Source organism: Seonamhaeicola sp. ABD4_175, assembly GCF_056160885.1.
Genome location: NZ_JBSWYC010000001.1, coordinates 149,919 through 170,159, shown reverse-complemented (window position 1 = coordinate 170,159; position 20,241 = coordinate 149,919). Strand labels below are relative to the sequence as shown.

The 20,241-nt window shown below is 32.7% G+C and carries 13 protein-coding genes; 7 read left to right on the top strand and 6 right to left on the bottom strand.

Annotated features, from left to right (window positions below):
• Positions 1-39: 39 nt before the first annotated feature.
• The 4 genes from ACXAG4_RS00600 to ACXAG4_RS00585 form a co-directional block, all read right to left on the bottom strand.
• Positions 40-2,250, bottom strand: a complete 2,211-nt coding sequence (locus ACXAG4_RS00600; RefSeq protein ID WP_475294143.1) for an NADP-dependent isocitrate dehydrogenase — start codon at positions 2,248-2,250, stop codon at positions 40-42.
• Between the two features lie 773 nt (positions 2,251-3,023).
• Positions 3,024-3,377, bottom strand: a complete 354-nt coding sequence (rplS, locus tag ACXAG4_RS00595; RefSeq protein ID WP_147131071.1) for a 50S ribosomal protein L19 — start codon at positions 3,375-3,377, stop codon at positions 3,024-3,026.
• 157 nt (positions 3,378-3,534) lie between these two features.
• On the bottom strand, positions 3,535-4,212 hold the full coding sequence (trmD, locus tag ACXAG4_RS00590) for a tRNA (guanosine(37)-N1)-methyltransferase TrmD (protein WP_475294142.1): 678 nt from the start codon (positions 4,210-4,212) through the stop codon (positions 3,535-3,537).
• 119 nt (positions 4,213-4,331) lie between these two features.
• Complete coding sequence (locus tag ACXAG4_RS00585; RefSeq protein WP_475294141.1) at positions 4,332-6,812, bottom strand: TonB-dependent receptor; 2,481 nt, start codon at positions 6,810-6,812, stop codon at positions 4,332-4,334.
• 250 nt (positions 6,813-7,062) lie between these two features.
• Here ACXAG4_RS00585 and ACXAG4_RS00580 point away from each other — a divergent pair, with 250 nt between their 5' ends.
• From ACXAG4_RS00580 to ACXAG4_RS00555, 6 genes are all read left to right on the top strand, one after another.
• Positions 7,063-9,018: a peptidylprolyl isomerase gene (locus ACXAG4_RS00580; protein ID WP_475294140.1), complete on the top strand. Its 1,956-nt coding sequence runs from the start codon at positions 7,063-7,065 to the stop codon at positions 9,016-9,018.
• A gap of 27 nt (positions 9,019-9,045) precedes the next feature.
• Positions 9,046-9,870, top strand: coding sequence for a peptidyl-prolyl cis-trans isomerase (locus tag ACXAG4_RS00575; protein WP_475295226.1), 825 nt, complete (start codon positions 9,046-9,048; stop codon positions 9,868-9,870).
• Complete coding sequence (locus ACXAG4_RS00570) at positions 9,854-11,290, top strand: peptidylprolyl isomerase (RefSeq protein WP_475294139.1); 1,437 nt, start codon at positions 9,854-9,856, stop codon at positions 11,288-11,290. The genes ACXAG4_RS00575 and ACXAG4_RS00570 overlap by 17 nt, the downstream gene beginning before the upstream one ends.
• 3 nt (positions 11,291-11,293) lie before the next feature.
• The gene (locus tag ACXAG4_RS00565) at positions 11,294-12,247 is read left to right on the top strand and encodes an AAA family ATPase (protein ID WP_475294138.1); all 954 of its coding nucleotides are present in this window, start codon (positions 11,294-11,296) and stop codon (positions 12,245-12,247) included.
• Positions 12,248-12,471: 224 nt separating this feature from the next.
• The gene (locus ACXAG4_RS00560) at positions 12,472-15,252 is read left to right on the top strand and encodes a bifunctional aconitate hydratase 2/2-methylisocitrate dehydratase (RefSeq protein WP_475294137.1); all 2,781 of its coding nucleotides are present in this window, start codon (positions 12,472-12,474) and stop codon (positions 15,250-15,252) included.
• A gap of 201 nt (positions 15,253-15,453) precedes the next feature.
• Positions 15,454-17,721 (top strand): aconitate hydratase, encoded by a 2,268-nt coding sequence (locus ACXAG4_RS00555; protein WP_475294136.1) that lies wholly within the window; start codon positions 15,454-15,456, stop codon positions 17,719-17,721.
• 181 nt (positions 17,722-17,902) lie between these two features.
• Here the strand turns inward: ACXAG4_RS00555 and ACXAG4_RS00550 are convergent, their stop codons facing one another.
• Positions 17,903-18,226 (bottom strand): YtxH domain-containing protein, encoded by a 324-nt coding sequence (locus tag ACXAG4_RS00550; protein ID WP_475294135.1) that lies wholly within the window; start codon positions 18,224-18,226, stop codon positions 17,903-17,905.
• Between the two features lie 110 nt (positions 18,227-18,336).
• Complete coding sequence (locus ACXAG4_RS00545) at positions 18,337-19,011, bottom strand: hypothetical protein (protein WP_475294134.1); 675 nt, start codon at positions 19,009-19,011, stop codon at positions 18,337-18,339.
• A 200-nt stretch (positions 19,012-19,211) separates the two neighbouring features.
• Here ACXAG4_RS00545 and mazG point away from each other — a divergent pair, with 200 nt between their 5' ends.
• Positions 19,212-19,985 carry a nucleoside triphosphate pyrophosphohydrolase gene (mazG, locus tag ACXAG4_RS00540; RefSeq protein WP_475294133.1) on the top strand — a complete coding sequence of 258 codons (774 nt, stop codon included), beginning with the start codon at positions 19,212-19,214 and terminating at the stop codon, positions 19,983-19,985.
• Positions 19,986-20,241 lie beyond the last annotated feature (256 nt).

Sequence of the window (20,241 nt, the reverse complement as noted above, 5' to 3'; positions counted from 1 at the left end):
CTAGAAAAGGAGCTTTTAACAAGTTGTTAGGCTTTTTGTTTAACCTATTATTTTATTAAATGTTTCACTTGGTCTCATAACTTTACTAGTTAGAGCCTCGTTAGGTATGTAATAACCATCAATATTTGTGGGGTTACCTTGTATGCTGTTTAACTCATTAACAATGGTGTTTTCATTATTAGCTAATGCCGTTGCAATGGTTTTAAACTCTTCTTTTAAAGTAGCATCTTCATTTTGGCTAGCTAAAGCTTCGGCCCAATACATAGCAAGGTAAAAATGACTGCCTCTGTTATCTAACTCACCAGCTTTTCTAGAAGGGCCTTTTTTGTTTTCTAATAGTTTTTCAGTGGCGTCATCTAAAGCTTCACCTAAAATTTTAGCTTTGGTGTTATTGTTAACTTCAGAAAAATGCTCTAAAGAAACCGCTAAGGCTAAAAATTCACCTAAAGAATCCCAACGTAAGTGGTTTTCTTCTACTAATTGGTCAACGTGTTTTGGAGCAGATCCACCAGCACCAGTTTCAAATAAACCACCACCATTCATTAATGGTACAATTGATAGCATTTTAGCACTGGTACCAACTTCTAAAATTGGGAATAAATCTGTTAAATAATCACGTAAAACGTTTCCTGTAACAGATATAGTGTCTTCGCCATTTTTAATTCTTTCACAAGTGAAAAGCGTAGCATCAATAGGTGCTAAAATTCTTAAATCTAATCCGTTTGTGTCATGATCTTTTAAGTATGTGTTTACTTTTTTAATAAGTTCTGCATCATGAGCTCTGTTTTCATCTAACCAGAACACAGCAGGAGTTTCAGAAGCTTTTGCACGTGTAACAGCTAGTTTTACCCAGTCTTGAATAGGAGCATCTTTAGTTTGGCACATACGCCAAATATCTCCAGTTTCAACGTTGTGTTGCATTAATGTGTTACCAGCAGCATCAATTACAGATACTGTTCCGTTAGCTTCAATTTCAAAAGTTTTATCATGCGATCCGTATTCCTCAGCTTTTTGAGCCATTAAGCCAACGTTAGGAACAGTTCCCATTGTTGTAGGATCAAAAGCACCGTGTTTTTTACAGAAATCTATAGTTGCAGCATAAACACCTGCATAACTACTATCTGGAATAATTGCTTTTGTATCTTGTAATTCACCTTTAGCGTTCCACATTTTTCCTGATGTTCTAATCATTGCTGGCATTGAGGCATCAATAATTACATCACTTGGTACGTGTAAGTTTGTTATACCTTTATCTGAATTTACCATAGCAATTGAAGGTCCGTTTTTGTAGGTAGCTTCAATTTCGGCTTCAATTTCAGCTTTTTTATTGGCAGGTAATTCGTTAATGCGCTCTAGTAAGTTTCCTAAACCAGAGTTTACATTTACGCCTATGTTTTCTAAAGTTTCACCATATTTTTCAAATACATTTTTAAAGTAAGCTTTTACTGCATGCCCAAAAATAATTGGGTCGCTTACCTTCATCATGGTACCTTTCATGTGTAGCGAAAAAAGAATGTTTTTTTCTCTAGCATCAGCTACTTGGGCTTCTAAAAAGCTTACTAATGCTTTTTTGTTCATTACTGTTGCATCAATAATTTCGCCTTCTAAAATTGGGAAACTATCTTTTAAAACGGTTTCAGTTCCGTTTACATCAGTATGTACAATTTTAATATTTGTAGCCTTGGGTAGTGTTACAGATTTTTCGTTGTGTGCAAAATCATTGTCTTGCATGGTGGCTACGTGTGTTTTAGAATCGCTAGTCCATTCACCCATAGAATGCGGATTCTTTTTTGCGTAGTTTTTTACTGCTTTAGGTGCGCGTCTATCAGAGTTTCCTTCACGTAAAACAGGGTTTACGGCACTACCTTTAATTTTATCGTAGCGGTTTTTTATATCCTTTTCAGTGTCGTTTTGCGGTTCATTTGGGTAATCAGGAACTGCAAAACCTTTAGATTGTAATTCTTTTATAGCACCTTTTAACTGCGGAATAGAAGCACTAATGTTAGGTAATTTTATAATATTAGCTTCTGGTTTTTTAGCTAATTCACCTAGCAATGCCAAATCATCTGGAACACGCTGATCTTCGTTTAAATAGTCTGGAAAAACAGCTAAAATTCTAGCGGCCAAAGAAATATCTTTGGTTTCTATGTTAATTCCTGCAGACTTAACAAAAGCCTGAACTATAGGTAAAAAAGAACGTGTTGCTAAAGCCGGAGCTTCATCGGTTTTTGTATAAATAATTTTAGACATTAGTATTGCTTTTTTTGTTTAAAATGGTTGCTAAAAATTGTTGGATAAATAGAAGATACATTTTTAGCGATGCGAATATACAAAATTAGACTAGATATAACAGCCTAATTACTAAATGAAAATGTTAAGAAAGATATAATTGTTATAATGGTAAAAAACTGGTTAGCCACTACTTTTTTTGTAACGAAAAGGAGCTTTGTTTGTTAAAAAACAAAAGCCATATCACTGTAGAATTTAATCTGCTTTGATATGGCTTTTTCTTTGAAAAGCTTAAAAGCTATTTCAAGGAGGAACATTTGTTAATTTTCAAAATGTATTGACCTAATTACCAAATGCTCAAAAGTATTGTTTTTCTTAATGCTATTAGTCTTTTTACTTAGTTAAACTAAAAGAATAGCATTGCTTAATTTACAGAATGTACTGGTGTTTAAGCTTTCAACTATATTTTGTATTTAATTTTCATAATATACAGTTTAAATATAGTATCATGGTTTTTAAATAATCACACATACACATGATGCTTTAAAACCTAGAAAAACAATAGTGTAATAAAGAACGTTACATTATTTAGATGCACTTTTATAATTTTGAAATGAAAACAATATTATTTATTTGTGTATCTATTGTAAATATAGAACATTTTGGTGTAAAATAACGTTTTTTAAATATTTAAATATCAACAGGTTATAAACTACAGTTGTCAACTTTTGTTAATAACTAAAAAAGCCTTGATTTTATAATCAAGGCTTTTTTTATATGTTTTTGTAGAAATTTTACTTGTTTCTAAGCTCTTTAATTCTAGCTTTTTTACCAGTAAGACCTCTAAAGTAGAAAATACGAGCTCTACGTACTTTACCACGTTTGTTAACTTCAACTTTTTGTAATGCAGGTAAGTTTACAGGGAAGATACGCTCAACACCAATAGAACCAGACATTTTTCTAATTGTAAAAGTTTCTGAAGCACCAGATCCTCTACGTTGTATTACAACACCTTTAAAAAACTGTGTTCTTGTTTTATTACCCTCTTTAATTTCGTAATAAACAGTAATAGTATCACCAGCACTAAATTCTGGTAAGTCTTTTCTTGTTACAAATTCGTCTTGTACAAATTTTACTAAAGATTCCATCTTTGTATTTATTTTATAAATGGTTGATTCAGAACAACATTCACGATTTTCGCCAGAGGTTAACCCGAAATTGGCTGCAAATATAATTAAAAAGTTATAAGTAGAAAGTAAAAGGTTTAGTTTTTTGTTTTATTGTTAGATGTTAGTGTTTGAAATACTATTCATCTAACAAATCGGGTCTGCGTTCTTGGGTGCGTTTGTATGCTTTGTTTTCGCGCCATTTTTCAATTTCAGGAAAATTACCACTAAACAGTATTTCGGGTACTTTCCATCCGTTATATTCTCTTGGGCGTGTGTAAATTGGTGGTGCTAATAAATTATCTTGAAAAGAATCGGTTAAGGCAGAGGTTTCATTGCCTAAAACACCTGGAATTAGCCTAATTACAGCATCGCAAAGTACGGCAGCTCCTAATTCGCCACCCGATAAAACATAATCGCCTATAGATATTTCTTTGGTTATAAAATGGTCGCGCACGCGTTGGTCTACACCTTTATAATGCCCGCATAAAATAATAATGTTTTCTTTTAGTGATAGTTGATTGGCAATACCTTGGTTTAGGGTTTCTCCATCGGGTGTCATGTAAATTATTTCATCATAATGTCTTTCGGCTTTTAAGCCAGAAATACATTTGTCAATAGGCTCAATCATCATAACCATACCTGCGCCACCACCAAATTGGTAATCGTCAATACTTTTGTAATTATCGGTAGCATAATCTCTTAAATTGTGAAAATGAACTTCAACCAAATTAGCATCAATGGCTCTTTTTAAAATTGAAGCTTCAAACGGACTTTTAAGTAATTCTGGTAAAACGGTAATAATATCTATACGCATTGTATTATTTTATAATGGACAAAGATAGTTTAATTGTTGTTTTTAAAATACCTAAAAACACAAATAGCGATTTTTATTGAATAAAAATCGCTATTAAAAAAAATTATTAAGTGTGTGTTTTAAAACTCTCTTTTACCAAATTCACTATCAATAAATTTAGCTTTGTTTTTACCGTTTTTAAAGGTGTAGGTTAAGTTTAGTGTAACCATATCTACCTCGTAAATGTAATTTGTTGTGGTGTAAAACTCATTGGGCCTAAAGGTTGTAATGCGTTGCTCATTAGTATCTAAAAGTCCCATATCAATATTTTGCCACTGTAGGGTAGCGGTTAACCTATTATTTAAAAACGCCTTTTGAAAAGTTAAGTTAGGTGAATAGTAACGCGAGTCTTCACCTTGTGCTGTAACTCTATCAGATAAATAATTGAAGGTGAATTGAAGCGAGGCATTTTCCCAAAAACTGTAAGTAGAATTTAAGTTTATTGAATACATGGTAGCTTTTGAGTTTACATCTCTATTATCAAACTCGCCATCAATTTTATAGTTGTAAATATTTGCACCAATAAAATTACTCCAGTTTTTTGTTGGTTTTAGGTTGGCGCCAACTTCAATACCAATAGCTTTGGCATTACCAACATTTGAATAAATTCTATTTAAAATAGTGTCATTATAAGTGGTATTTACTCTGTTTACTAAGTTTTTTACGTTTCTGAAGTAGCCTGTAGCAAAAATAGAATTACCGCCTTTTATTTTTTTAGTAATACCAAGTTCAACTAAATCAATAAATTCTGGTTTAAGGTTTGGGTCTCCTTGTTCTAAGGTTTCAGAGTGTTCACGCTCAGGGAACGGATTCATTTTAAAAGTTGTTGTACGCTCTACACGTTTGCTATAAGCGGCTTTAATGTTTGTTTTATCATTTATTTCATATTGAATAGAGGCCGAAGGATATAGTTTTGTAAAGTCATATTCATAGGTTTCATCTATGGTGTTGGCTTTATCTTTTAAATCTAAAGTTCTATCACTAACTTCAACTCTGGCGCCAGCGCTGTAATCCCATTTTCCTTTTTTGCCTGTAAGTTGTGCGTAAACAGAGTGAATGCTTCGTTTTAAGTTAACTTCACTTGAAAATTCTGGAACTAATACAAAATCATCATTAAAATCTGTGCGTCTTTCATATACAAAATCGCCTGTATGATCTAAATTTCTGTATTGATATCCAGTTTCTAAAGTACCAAAAGAAAAAGGTTTAAAACTATAATCTATTTGTGCGCGTAAACCGTTTAATGGGTTGTCATTAGTGTTGTATTCATCTTGATAAAGAATTGAATTATCAGGATGTCCTAAATTTTGGTTAACGGTTGGGCCACCTAACAGTGTGTATTCGTATAAAAATGATGTAGATAATTTAGAGTTGTTATTAAAGGTGTGTGCATAATCAAAACTACCCAAAGCAAAATCACTTTTTCTAATTCTTAAGTTATGATTGAAATATTGAAATGTATAATCTCTATCAGCATCAGTGCCATTGGCAGGTGTTATGGCGTGGTTATCAAAATACACAATATCAGCTAACCTGTCTTTACTGCGTTTACCGGCAAAAAAGCCTAAAGAGAATGTGTTATTATCATTAGGAGTGAAATCTACAGTAAAGCGTCCGCTATAGTTTTCTTCATCAAAACTACGTTCGCCAGTTGATGGAAATTGTGTGCGCGTATTATTAATAATGGTGAAAACATTACCTTCGCGTCTTCCGCCTAAATCGTTACGTTGGTAGCTTGCGCCTAAAGAAACATTCCATTTATCATTTCGCATGTTGTAAGTACCATCAATACCGTATCGTTGGTGCGCTTTGTCATTGTCATACGTTTCAATAGAAGGTAAACCACCTTTAATGTTTATTTGGCCAAATGCGCCATTTGTAGCGCCTTTTTTGGTAATTATGTTAATTAAACCTGCTTTTCCTTCGGGGTCATATTTAGCTGAAGGAGCTGTAATAACTTCAACACGTTCAATAGCATTAGCAGGTAATTGCGCTATTAATGCGCTTGCGTTACCCTGTGTTGGTTTTCCATTAAGTAAAACTACAAAACCAGAGCTACCTCTTACATTAATTTCACCTTGGCCATCAATACTTACAGATGGTAGGTTTCTAATAACATCAACACCAGAGCCTCCTTGAGTATTTTTAAATTTTTCGGCATCAAAAACTTGCCTGTCAATTTTATTTACAACGGTAGCGCGTTCTGCTTGTACTACAACTTCGTTTAACGCATTGCCAAGTTTTAATTGTAAAATACCCAAATTTGTGGTGCTTTTTGTATTGGTAATTGTTATATTTTTTAAGGTTGTAACATCATAACCAATAAAAGATGCTTCAATATAATATGTGCCTTTTTTTAGGTTTTCAAAAGTGAACTCGCCATCTATATTAGTAATAACACCTGTAATTAGTTCTTGCGTGTTTTGGTTAAAAATAGCAGCGGTTGCATACTCTAAAGGGGTGTTTGTTTCGTCTACAATTTTACCTTTTAGTTGCCCAAAAGAAAAGGTAAAGCTCATTAATAAAGCAAAGGTTGTTAAATATTGAATAGTTGTTTTCATAAATTAAAATAGATTTCGGGGTGCAATTTACACCCATAAAAAATGTGGTATTTGGTCTATTTGAAAAATTTATGGTACAATTGAATTAAGAGTGTTAAATTGGTGTTAAAACAAGTGTTTTAAATGTAATTGAGTAGCACAATTTTAATCAATTATTTAAGTTAAATAATAAAGCATTGCCAAAACTAGAGTTACTTGCATAATAGCTTTATATTAGTATTTTTGTAGCCGCTTGAATAATTTTTAATCCATGAAATTAGCATATTTATTTACATTAGTATCAATACTTTTTTTTAGTGTTTGTAATGCACAGTTAAAAACAGATGAAGTACTTTTTACAATTGGCAATGAACCTGTTTATGTGTCTGAATTTTTAAGAGTTTATAATAAGAATTTAGATTTGGTAAAAGATGAATCTCAAAGAAATGTAGATGAATACTTAAAACTATTTACCACTTATAAATTAAAATTAAAAGAAGCTAAAGCACAAAAACTTCATGAAAAAGCATCATACAAAACAGAGTTAGAAAGCTACCAAAAGCAACTTGCTAAAAGTTTTATGAAAGATACTAAAGTAACAGATGCTTTACTTGAAGAGGCTTACCAAAGAATTTCATTTGACGTTAATGCAAACCATATTTTAATAAAACTACCTAAAAATGCAAACCCAAGTGATACTTTGGTTGTTTATAACAGGCTTTTAAAATGGCGAGAAGCAGCTTTAAATCAAGGTTTTGAAACCATTATGAAGCAAAAGCACGATGGTAAAAATGTGTTTGGTGAAACTTTAGGATATTTTTCTGGTTTTAAAATGGTTTACAGTTTTGAAAATGCGGCCTTCAATACACCCGTGGGCGAAATTTCTATGCCTTTTAGAACGCGTTTTGGTTACCATATTATTCAGGTTTTAGATAAGAGAAAATCTAAAGGAGAGCGCACCGTTGCTCATATTATGGTAACAGAAAAAAAAGGTGATACTTTAAACACTTCTGAAGAGCGTATAAACGAAATTTATAACAAATTTAAACAAGGTGAAACCTTTGAGAGTTTAGCTAAACAGTTTTCAGATGATAAAAACTCAGCAGTTAACGGTGGAAGAATGGCGCCATTTTCTAGCGGACAATTAAATGCGCCAGAATTTGAAAAAGTAGCTTTTGCTTTAGAAAATAAAGGTGATGTTTCAGAGCCTATTAAATCGGCTTATGGTTGGCATATTGTTAAACTAATTGATAAAAAACTAATACCACCTTTTGAAGATGTTAAAGCAGATTTGTTAACAAAAGTAAAAAGAGACGATCGCTCAAAACTTATAGATGATGCTTTATACAACAGCTTAAAAAAACAATACAACCTAACCGAAAATAATGCAGCAATACCATATTTTGTATCTATTTTAAATGAAGATTATTTTAAGCGTAGTTGGCGTTTACCAGAAAATTTCAATGCAGAAACAACATTGTTTACCATTGCAGATTCAACCTTTACATACAATAATTTTGCAACGTATTTGTTAGAAAAACAGCAAGGTAGAATAATAAAAAAACCATTAAACACATTTGTTAATGAGCATTACAATACATTTTTAAATGAAACTTTAGTGGCTTATAAAGAAGCTCGTTTAGAGTTTGAAAATGAAGACTATGCCCATGTACTATCTGAATACAGAGATGGCTTATTGTTGTTCGATTTAATGGAAAATACCATTTGGAATGCTTCAAAAACAGATTCTGTTGCCATAAAAGAATACTACCAAAACAATAAAGAAAACTATAAAACACCACAGCAAATTGATGCTGTTGTAGCTTCAGCTTCAAAACAAAAAACATTAAAAAAAGTTGCTAAAATGCTAAACAAAGGTGTGTTAGTTAATACAATAAAATCGCAATTAAATACTAATGGCAATACCAACGTTATTTTTACAACAGAGGTTATGGATGCCAATAATGCTTTATTGCCCAAAAAACTGCCCTTTAAAAAAGGAGTTTCTAAAATTTACGAACATAATGATGCTTATGTTTTAGTACAAATTAAAGAGGTGTTACCGCAAACTCAAAAATTATTTGAAGAAGCTAAAGGCAATGTAATTAGCGATTATCAAACCCATAAAGAAAATATTTGGGTTAATACTTTAAAAGAAAAATACCCTGTAAAAGTAAACCAAGCGGTGTTAAAAAACGTAAAATCAATAATAAAAAATAAAAGCTAAGTGCGTAGTAGGTTTGTAGTAATTTTAATGCTGTTATTTTTAGTGTCTTGCAACTTTTTTAAAAGTACAGATACCCAAACTGCTATAGCAAGAGTTAATGAATCATATTTATATTATGATGATATTAAAAATCTAGTTTCGCCTGAAACAAGCCCGCAAGACAGTACGCTTATCATTCAAAATTACATAAATAAATGGGCAACCCAACAGCTGTTAGTTGATGGAGCCAAACTTAATTTAAGCGAAACAAAACAAGAGGCTTTTAATAAACTTGTAAACCAGTATAAAAATGATTTATACACAAAAGCTTACATGGAAGCACTTGTAAAACGTAGCATTGACACCGTTGTTAGTACTACTGAAGCCGAAATGTATTATGAAAATAATAAAGAGGTATTTAAATTAAATGAAGACTTAATTAAATTTAGGTACATTCACGTAAATGAAAATATTAATAACCTAAAAGATATACAAGATAAGTTTGAGCGTTTTAATGAAACAGATAAACAAGAGTTAGATTCTATTTCAATACAGTTTACATCATATTCTTTAAATGATTCTATTTGGATAAAGTTAGCTCAGGTGGTTGATAAAATACCAGTAGTTACTGCAGAAAATAAAAACGAATTGTTAAAAAAATCTAATTTTGTGCAACTCAAAGATTCATTAGGAGTATATTTGATGCAAATAAATGACGTGCTGTTAAGAAATAATACAGCGCCGCTAGAATATGTAAAGCCTACAATAGATCAAATAGTTATTAATAAACGAAAACTAGAACTTATTAGGCAGTTAGAAAAAGATATTACAAAAGATGCTATTAAAAACAAACAATTTGAAATTTATAAATAATACACAAGCCCTAAAGGTTTTATTTACAGTGCTTTTAGCTGTAAATGTACTATCTGCTCAAGAAATTATAGAAGATAAAGTTGAAACAAAACCAACTAAAAAAACAGATAGTGTTTCATCAACATTTCAATCTGTAAAAGTTGATGGTGTTGCTGCCGTAGTGGGAGATTTTATCATTTTAGAGTCTGATATTCCCAAAGAAAGAGAACAAATTCAAGCAGCAGGTGGTAACGTTGATGGTGTAACAGATTGTGAATTAATGGGCTCTTTATTAGAAAATAAACTCTACGCACACCATGCTATTCAAGATAGTATTCAGGTTTCGGATGCCGAAATTAGAGGTCAAGTAGATTATCAAATTCAGCAATTTTTACAATATTTTGGCGGCAACATGGATAAGCTTCTTAAATATTATAAAAAGGAAGACGAGCAAAGTTTTAGAGATGAAATGTTCGAAATCAACAAAAACAATCAGTTAGCATCAAAAATGCAAGCTAAAATTGTTGAAGCAATAGAAATTACTCCTGAAGAGGTAAGAGAATATTTTGATAAAATACCAAAAGACCAACGTCCATCATTCGGTACAGAGTTAAAAGTGGCACAAATAGTAGCAGAGCCAAAAGTATCAGAAGAAGAAGAACAACGCATAATTGATAGACTTAATGGTTTTAGAGAAGATGTTATGGAAAGAGGCGCAAGCTTCAGGTCTAAAGCCGTACTTTATGGTGAAGATCCAGGGCTTAAGCAATCAGGTTACATTTATACTTTAGATAGAAAAAAGCCAAGAATGGTAAAAGAATTTAGACAAGCAGCCTTCGCTTTGCAAGAAGGTGAAGTGTCTGAACCTTTTAAAACAGATTTTGGTTATCACATTGTATATTGTCAAAAAATTAGAGGTCAGCAATATGATGTTAGTCACGTTCTTTTAAAACCAAAAGTATCAAATGATGCCATAAAAGAAGCAAAAGAACGCCTTGAAAAAGTAAGACAGCGTATTATTGATGGCGATATTACTTTTGCCGAAGCTGCCAGAGAAGCCAGTGATGAAAAGGAAACAAAAAATGATGGTGGCCAATTAATTAACCCAGAAACACAAGATTATAATTTTGAATTAACAAGAATGGATACTGGCTTGTATGCACAAATTCAAAATTTAAAAGATAACGAGGTAAGTTTGGTGTTAAAAGATGAAGATAATAGAGGTAACACCAAATATAAAATTTTAATGGTAACCGATAGAATTGACGAGCATGAAGCAGATTATGCTAGAGATTTCTTAAAAATAAAAGAGTTAGCATTAAAAGAAAAAAAGCTTAAAGCCATTGCCAATTGGCAGTCTGAAAAAATAACAGACACCTATATAAACATTAACGGCACTTATAGAGATTGTAACTATACAAGTAACTGGTTAAAAAAATAGTATATGTCTGACGTAGCAGCAATTGAACAATTTGTAACAAAGTATAAAGCATTAAAGCAAGAAATTGCAAAAGCTATAGTTGGTCAAGATGAGGTAATAAACCAAATACTGATTTCAGTTTTTTCAGGAGGGCATTCACTTTTAATTGGCGTGCCTGGTTTAGCAAAAACCTTAATGGTAAACACCATTGCACAGGCTTTGGGTTTAGATTTTAAACGTATTCAGTTCACACCAGATTTAATGCCAAGTGACATTTTAGGTAGTGAAATTCTTGATGAAGACCGCCATTTTAAATTTGTAAAAGGCCCTATTTTTGCTAATATCATTTTAGCCGATGAAATTAACAGAACACCACCAAAAACACAAGCAGCTTTATTAGAAGCAATGCAAGAAAGAGCCGTTACAGTTGCTGGTCATCATTATAAATTAAATTTACCTTATTTTGTATTAGCAACCCAAAACCCCATTGAACAAGAAGGAACATATCCATTACCAGAGGCTCAGTTAGATAGGTTTATGTTTGCAATAAATTTAGAATATCCTTCGTTTGAAGAAGAAGTTGAGGTTGTTAAAGCCACAACAAGCAATAACAAACCGGTAATAAATTCACTTTTTTCAGCAACCGAAATCACTAAATTTCAAGAAGTTATTAGGCGAATTCCTGTGGCCGATAATGTAGTAGAATATGCAGTAAATATGGTTGGTAAAACAAGACCAAATAGTAACACTGCCGCAGACTTAGTAAAACAGTATATAGATTGGGGCGCTGGCCCAAGAGCATCACAAAACTTAATTTTAGCAGCCAAAACACACGCAGCAATTCATGGTAAATTTTCACCAGATATTGAAAACGTTCAGGCTGTTGCTCACAGTATTCTTCGTCATAGAATTATAAAAAACTACAAAGCCGAAGCTGAGGGTGTTTCAGAAAATGAAATAATAAGTAGTTTATTTTAAAATTTAACCCTTAATTTTTTGTGAATAACGTAAAATTAAGCGCTTCAAAATATTAAAATCGCAATCATTTTATTTTAAAATACCACTATAATTAAAACGTATTGTAAGTGACTGTATTCGCATGTTTATTTTTAAATCTTTGTATTAATTTCGTATTTTGCGAAGCTTTTTTTAACAAAAAGTAAACAGTTTCAACCCAACTTAAACATTGAAATATTTCTTTTATGAATACTTATAATGATTATCTCAAGGAGATAGAAGCGCGTAAAGCGCAAGGGCTACACCCTAAGCCTATTGATGGCAGTGAATTGTTATCTGAAATTATTGCTCAAATTAAAGATGAAAATAACGAGCATAGAAAAGATTCTTTAAACTTTTTTATATATAACGTTTTACCGGGTACTACCAGTGCTGCACGTGTAAAAGCAGATTTTTTAAAAGAAATTATTTTAGGTGAAACTAAAGTAGAAGAAATTACTTCAGAATTTGCTTTCGAGCAATTATCTCACATGAAAGGTGGACCATCTGTAGAAGTACTTTTAGATTTAGCTTTAGGTGAAGATAAGGCAATTGCTGAAGCTGCAGCTAAAGTATTAAAAACACAAGTATTTTTATACGAAGCAGATACCGATCGATTAGAACAAGCAATGAAAGCTGGTAACGCTATCGCAAAAGAGATAATTGAAAGTTATGCACAAGCTGAATTTTTTACAAAACTTCCTGAAGTTCAAGAAGAAATTCAAGTAGTAACTTATGTTGCTGGTGTTGGAGATATTTCAACAGATTTATTATCACCTGGTGCAGATGCACACTCACGCTCAGATCGTGAGTTACACGGTCAATGTATTTTCGAACATAATAAAGACATGCAACAAGAGGTGTTGGCATTAAAAGAGCAACACCCTGATAAACGAGTAATGTTAATTGCCGAAAAAGGAACAATGGGTGTAGGATCGTCTCGTATGTCTGGTGTAAATAACGTGGCATTATGGACAGGTATTCCATCATCACCTTATGTACCATTTATCAATATTGCACCTGTAATCGCAGGTACTAATGGTATTGCACCAATCTTTTTAACTACAGTTGGTGTTACAGGAGGAATCGGAATTGACCTTAAAAACTGGGTAAAACAAAAAGACGAAAACGGTAACACAGTTGTAGATGCAGATGGCGAGCCAATTTTAAAAGAGGTTTATTCTGTAAAAACAGGTACGGTTTTAACAATTAATACAAAAGAGAAAAAATTATATAACGGAGACCAAGAGCTTAAAGATATTTCAACAGCATTAACACCACAAAAAATGGAGTTTATCAAAGCTGGTGGATCTTACGCTGTGGTTTTTGGTAAAAAATTACAAACCTTTGCTTGTAAAGCTTTAGGTATCGAAATTCCTCAAGTGTACGCAGCTTCTAAAGAAATTACTGTAGAAAACCAAGGGTTAACAGCAGTAGAAAAAATCTTTAATAAAAACGCTGTTGGTACAACACCAGGAAAAACATTACACGCTGGATCTAACGTTCGTGTAGAAGTAAACATTGTAGGTTCTCAAGATACTACAGGTTTAATGACGTCTCAAGAATTAGAAATGATGGCAGCAACGGTAATCTCACCAATTGTAGATGCTGGTTACCAATCTGGTTGTCATACAGCTTCTGTTTGGGATGATAAATCAAAAGCTAACATTCCTCGTTTAATGAAGTTTATGAACGATTTCGGTTTAATTACTGGTCGTGATCCTAAAGGGCATTATCACGCAATGACAGACGTAATTCATAAAGTATTAAACGATATTACGGTAGACGATTGGGATATCATTATTGGTGGAGATTCGCACACACGTATGTCTAAAGGTGTTGCCTTTGGTGCCGATTCTGGTACTGTTGCATTAGCTTTAGCAACTGGTGAAGCTACAATGCCAATTCCAGAGTCTGTAAAAGTAACGTTTAAAGGTAACATGAGAAGTTTCATGGATTTCCGTGATGTCGTACATGCAACCCAACAACAAATGTTAAAGCAATTTGATGGCGAAAACGTATTCCAAGGTCGTGTTATCGAAGTACACATTGGTACATTAACATCAGATCAAGCCTTTACATTTACAGATTGGACTGCAGAAATGAAAGCAAAAGCGTCTATCTGTATTTCTGAAGAAGAAACGTTAATCGAATCTTTAGAAATTGCTAGAGATCGTATCCAAATCATGATTAAAAAAGGTATGGATAACGAAAAGCAAATGTTACAAGGTTTAGTAGATAAAGCAAACAACAGAATAGAAGAGCTTAAATCTGGTTCTAAGCCAGCATTAAAGCCAGATGCAGATGCTAAATATTATGCAGAAGTGGTTATCGATTTAGATGAAATCGCAGAACCAATGATTGCAGATCCAGATGTAAACAACGAAGATCCTTCAAGACGTTATACACACGATACTATTCGTCCATTATCATACTATGGCGGAACTAAAAAAGTAGATTTAGGTTTCGTTGGATCTTGTATGGTACATAAAGGTGATATGAAAATTTTAGCGCAAATGCTAAAAAATATCGAAGCTCAACATGGTAAAGTAGAATTTAAAGCGCCATTAGTTGTAGCGCCACCAACATACAATATTGTAGACGAGCTTAAAGCTGAAGGTGATTGGGAAGTGTTACAAAAGTACTCAGGATTCGAGTTTAACGACGACGCACCAAAAGCAGCTGCACGTACTAAATACGAAAACATGTTGTATTTAGAGCGTCCTGGTTGTAACCTTTGTATGGGTAATCAAGAAAAAGCTGAGCCTGGAGATACTGTAATGGCAACATCAACACGTTTATTCCAAGGTCGTGTTGTAAAAGATGCCGATGGTAAAAAAGGTGAATCATTATTATCATCAACACCAGTTGTAGTATTATCAACTATTCTAGGTCGTACACCAACTATGGAAGAATATGAAGCTGCAGTAGATGGTATTGTATTAACTAAATTCAAACCATCTCAAAAACAATTAGTAATGGCGTAAAAGTCATAATAATTTATAATCAAAAGCCCGAATTTTTTAATTCGGGCTTTTTTATTAACCTTTTCTTATGATAGTTTTTTCAAAATTTTATTAACTTGAACACAATCTAAATTAAGGTGGTATATCAGTAAAACAGCTACTTATATCACTTTTTTTTAATATTTTAGTTTGAATATAATTAAGAAAAAAAAAGAAGAATTTATGGCATTTGACATTAATATGATTAAGGGTGTTTATTCAAAAATGGCAGAGCGTGTAGATGCTGCTCGAAACATTGTTGGTAAACCATTAACATTATCTGAAAAAATATTATACAATCATTTATGGGACGGAACGCCCACCAAAGCGTTTGTTAGAGGAAAAGATTATGTAGACTTCGCCCCAGATAGAATTGCTTGTCAAGATGCAACTGCACAAATGGCTTTATTGCAATTTATGCAAGCAGGTAAAGCCAAGGTAGCAGTACCAACTACAGTACATTGTGATCACTTAATACAAGCCAAAGAAGGTGCCGCAAAAGATTTAAAACATGCAAATAGTGTAAGTAGTGAAGTTTTTGATTTTTTAGAATCTGTTTCAAATAAATATGGCATCGGGTTTTGGAAACCAGGAGCAGGTATTATTCATCAAGTAGTTCTAGAAAATTATGCATTTCCTGGAGGAATGATGATTGGAACAGATTCGCATACGGTAAACGCCGGCGGATTAGGAATGGTTGCCATTGGTGTTGGAGGAGCCGATGCAGTTGATGTTATGGCAGGCATGGCTTGGGAACTTAAATTTCCAAAGTTAATTGGTGTTAAACTAACAGGAAAATTATCTGGTTGGACAGCGCCTAAGGATGTTATTTTGAAAGTGGCCGAAATTCTAACTGTAAAAGGCGGAACTGGTGCTATTGTAGAATATTTTGGGCCTGGAGCTACAGCCATGTCGTGTACAGGTAAAGGTACTATTTGTAATATGGGTGCCGAAATTGGTGCTACAACTTCAACTTTTGGTTATGATGAATCTATGGAGCGTTATTTACGTGCCACAGATAGAAGTGATGTTGCTGATGCTGCCAATACTGTGAAAGAATATTTAACAGCCGATCCTGAAGTGTATGCAAACCCTGAACAGTATTTTGATCAGGTTATCGAAATAAATTTATCTGAATTGGGGCCTTTATTAAACGGTCCATTCACTCCAGATTTATCAACTGAAGTTGGTGCAGCAATGACAGAAAAGGCGGTTTCTAATGAGTGGCCATTAAAAGTAGAATGGGGTTTAATTGGGTCTTGTACTAATTCATCTTATGAAGATTTATCGCGTGCAGCCTCAATAGCCCAACAAGCTTTAGACAAAAATTTAAAAACCAAAGCAGAATTTGGTATAAATCCTGGTTCAGAACAGGTGCGTTACACTGCAGATCGTGATGGTATTTTGCAAGTGTTTGAAAAATTAGATGCTACTATTTTTACCAATGCGTGTGGACCATGTATTGGGCAGTGGGCTAGATATTCAGATCCTAAAAATGCACCTAAAAACAGTATTGTTCACTCGTTTAATAGAAACTTTGCTAAACGAGCAGATGGTAATCCAAATACGCATGCTTTTGTAGCATCGCCAGAGTTAACTGCAGCTATTGCTATTGCCGGTCGTTTAGATTTTAACCCGTTAACCGATAAATTAATTAACGAAAACGGAGAAGAAGTAATGTTAGATGAACCTACAGGTTGGGAGCTACCACCAAAAGGTTTTGAGGTAAAAGAAAATGGTTATTTAGAGCCTGTAGCAGATGGAAGTGGCGTAAATGTTGTGGTAAAAGACGACTCTGAACGTTTACAACTTTTAACGCCTTTTGAACCTATTGGAGATACTTTAACGGGCGCTAAACTTTTAATAAAAGCATTTGGTAAATGTACAACAGACCATATTTCTATGGCAGGACCATGGTTACGTTTTAGAGGACATTTAGATAATATTGCCAATAATACACTAATTGGAGCCGTAAATGCTTTTAACCAAAAAACAAACTTTGTTAAAAACCAGTTAACAGGAGATTATGGTGGCGTGCCAGATGTACAACGTGCATATAAAGCAAAAGGTATTAAAACAGTAGTTGTTGGTGATCATAATTATGGTGAAGGATCTTCTAGAGAGCACGCCGCAATGCAACCACGTCATTTAGGTGTTGCTGCCGTTATAGTAAAATCGTTTGCGCGTATACATGAAACAAACCTTAAAAAACAAGGTATGTTAGGCTTAACATTTGCCAATGAAAACGATTATGATTTAATTGAAGAAGATGATACGTTTAACTTCTTAGATTTAAATGAATTTGCTCCAGACAAGCAATTAACAGTTGAAGTTGTTCATGCTAATGGTAGTAAAGACACAATTAAGTTAAATCACACGTATAACAATGCTCAAATAGCATGGTATAATGAGGGTTCAGCATTAAATTTAATTAAAAAGCAAAATGCTTAGTTTATAAAGCTAACAGGTTTAAATGTAAAAAAAATCCAACTCGTGAGAGTTGGATTTTTTGTTTTACATTAGTATTTATAATGCTGAATTTGATTTTCATCTCATAATCATACAGATTATATCAGTCTTAATAATTACGCTTCTTAGAGGTTATCACATCGCTAGAATCCTTAAATAACTTTCAGCTTGTTTGCTGTAACGTTTTATTTTTCTCTTTTAAAATAGCTAATTGTTTCTCTAAAAATGTAATAGCCCTTTCGGTTTTATAACTAGCCTTTGAAGCGAAATCTTTTAAATCTTCCTTAAATTTTGCTTTACCAGATTCTGCTGCTTTACTAACATCGTCTTTTACCTCATTAAAATCTTTAGTAATTTGATCTTTTATTTCTTTACCTTCTTTGGTAAGTTTATCTCTAGTTATTTTACCTTTTTCGGGAGCCAGTAAAACACCAATGCCAGCACCAATTATAGCTCCTGTAATTAGGGTTCCTTTGTTAATAATCATGTCTTTTTCTTTTAATTTAACTTGCTTTTAATAGTTAGTAGTAAAAGTTGCCAATTTGTTACAAACAAATTCAATACCAGAAAGTTATAGCTTAAATTAAAATAGTAATACTATCTAAGTTGGTAAATAGAACAATAACTATCAGAATTCTTTCCTAATATATTAACTGAAGCTAATGATGCGGCTAGTTTAAATGTAATGGTATCTCCTGCCGCTAAATCTATAGTTGTAGATACATTTCTAAAAGGAGAAGTTACGTTAACCAAAGCAACAATTATACTTGTAAAACTTTGCTCAGCAACTAAAACATTATTTTTATAAATTCCAATACCAAAATCTGTATCAGCACTAATTGTTGAATTTATTCTTATTTGAGCACTTACATGGTAAATACCATCTTGTTTGGCTGTAAATGTATAAGTAGCAGGGTCAAATTCATCATTAGAGTCAATAATTTCATTATCAAACTCAACTAAAGTATAGCCAAAACCAAGGCTTAGTGTAATTAAATGTGCAACATCAGTAGCTGAACTAAATGAAGCTCTTACCATTGAAGGAATAGCTGCATTAACAATATCATTAGCTTCAACTCTATTAACTATTCCGTCTCTAGAAATAACCATTATAGAGTCTTTTATAACTTCCATATTGGTTTCAAGGGTAGTTGTTCTAACTTTTAAGTTGCCATTAACATCTAAAGTAGCCTCTGGGTTTGTTGTACCAATTCCAACTTGGGCAAAACTATTAATTGAAATTAGAAAAAAGAAAACAAAAATTCTGCTCATAATTTTAATAATTTGAATAAAAAAAACGAGAGAAATTTTTTCTTTAAATATAATGAAAAGAATAAAAGGAAAGCCCATATGTGTTTTTTTTTTTTTTTGAAGTAAAGTATTAAAAATTAATGTTTTAATAAGTTTCTTTTACTTTGGAATAAATAATAAGCCATTACGTTCAAAAGTTTTATTTTTACAAAAACATCAAAATGAACTCTAGAGAAAACCAGCTTAAAGCTTTTAATCGTTTACTAACCATAATGGATGAGTTACGAGCGCAATGTCCATGGGATAAAAAGCAAACCATGGAAACGCTTCGTCATTTAACCATTGAAGAAACCTATGAATTAGGAGATGCTATTTTAGATAATGATTTAGAAGAGGTTAAAAAAGAACTGGGAGATGTTTTGCTTCACATTGTATTTTACTCAAAAATAGGAAGTGAAACTAAACATTTTGATATCGCCGATGTATGTAATGAAATTTGTGAAAAATTAATACACCGTCACCCACATATTTATGGTGATGTTACTGTTGAAAACGAAGAAGATGTAAAGCGCAATTGGGAAAATTTAAAGCTTAAAGAAGGAAAAAAAAGTGTCTTGCAAGGTGTGCCTAAAAGTTTGCCAGCACTAGTGAAAGCTAACAGAATACAGGAAAAAGTAGCAGGTGTAGGTTTTGATTGGGAACAACCAGAACAGGTTTGGGAAAAAGTACAAGAAGAACTTCTTGAATTTAAAGAAGAAATAAAAACAGGTAATAAAGACGCTATGGAAAGTGAATTTGGCGATGTACTTTTTTCTATGGTAAACTATGCAAGATTTTTAAACATTAACCCAGAAAATGCTTTAGAGCGTACCAACAAAAAATTCACAAAAAGGTTTCAGTATTTAGAAGAAAAAGCAAAAAAGTTAAACAAAAATTTAAAAGACATGACTCTTGCCGAAATGGATGTTTTTTGGGAAGAGGCTAAAAAACTTTAATTTTTTGTAAAATTATTCTTAATAAAATTTATAAGCATCTTAACATTAGTAATTTGCTATAAGCGGTGTGTTTTACTAAATTTGCACCATGAACAAAATTCATAATAAGCGTAACGCCAGAGTTTTTAACTTCAATTTTCTAGTTTTTAGAAATCAATCAGATAAATTCATTCCACCTTCGCTCTAAAAAACTTCAATTTATTCTAAGCATACGTGCTTAAAGTAATGTTAGTTAACCGTTTTAAGTGGTTAACTA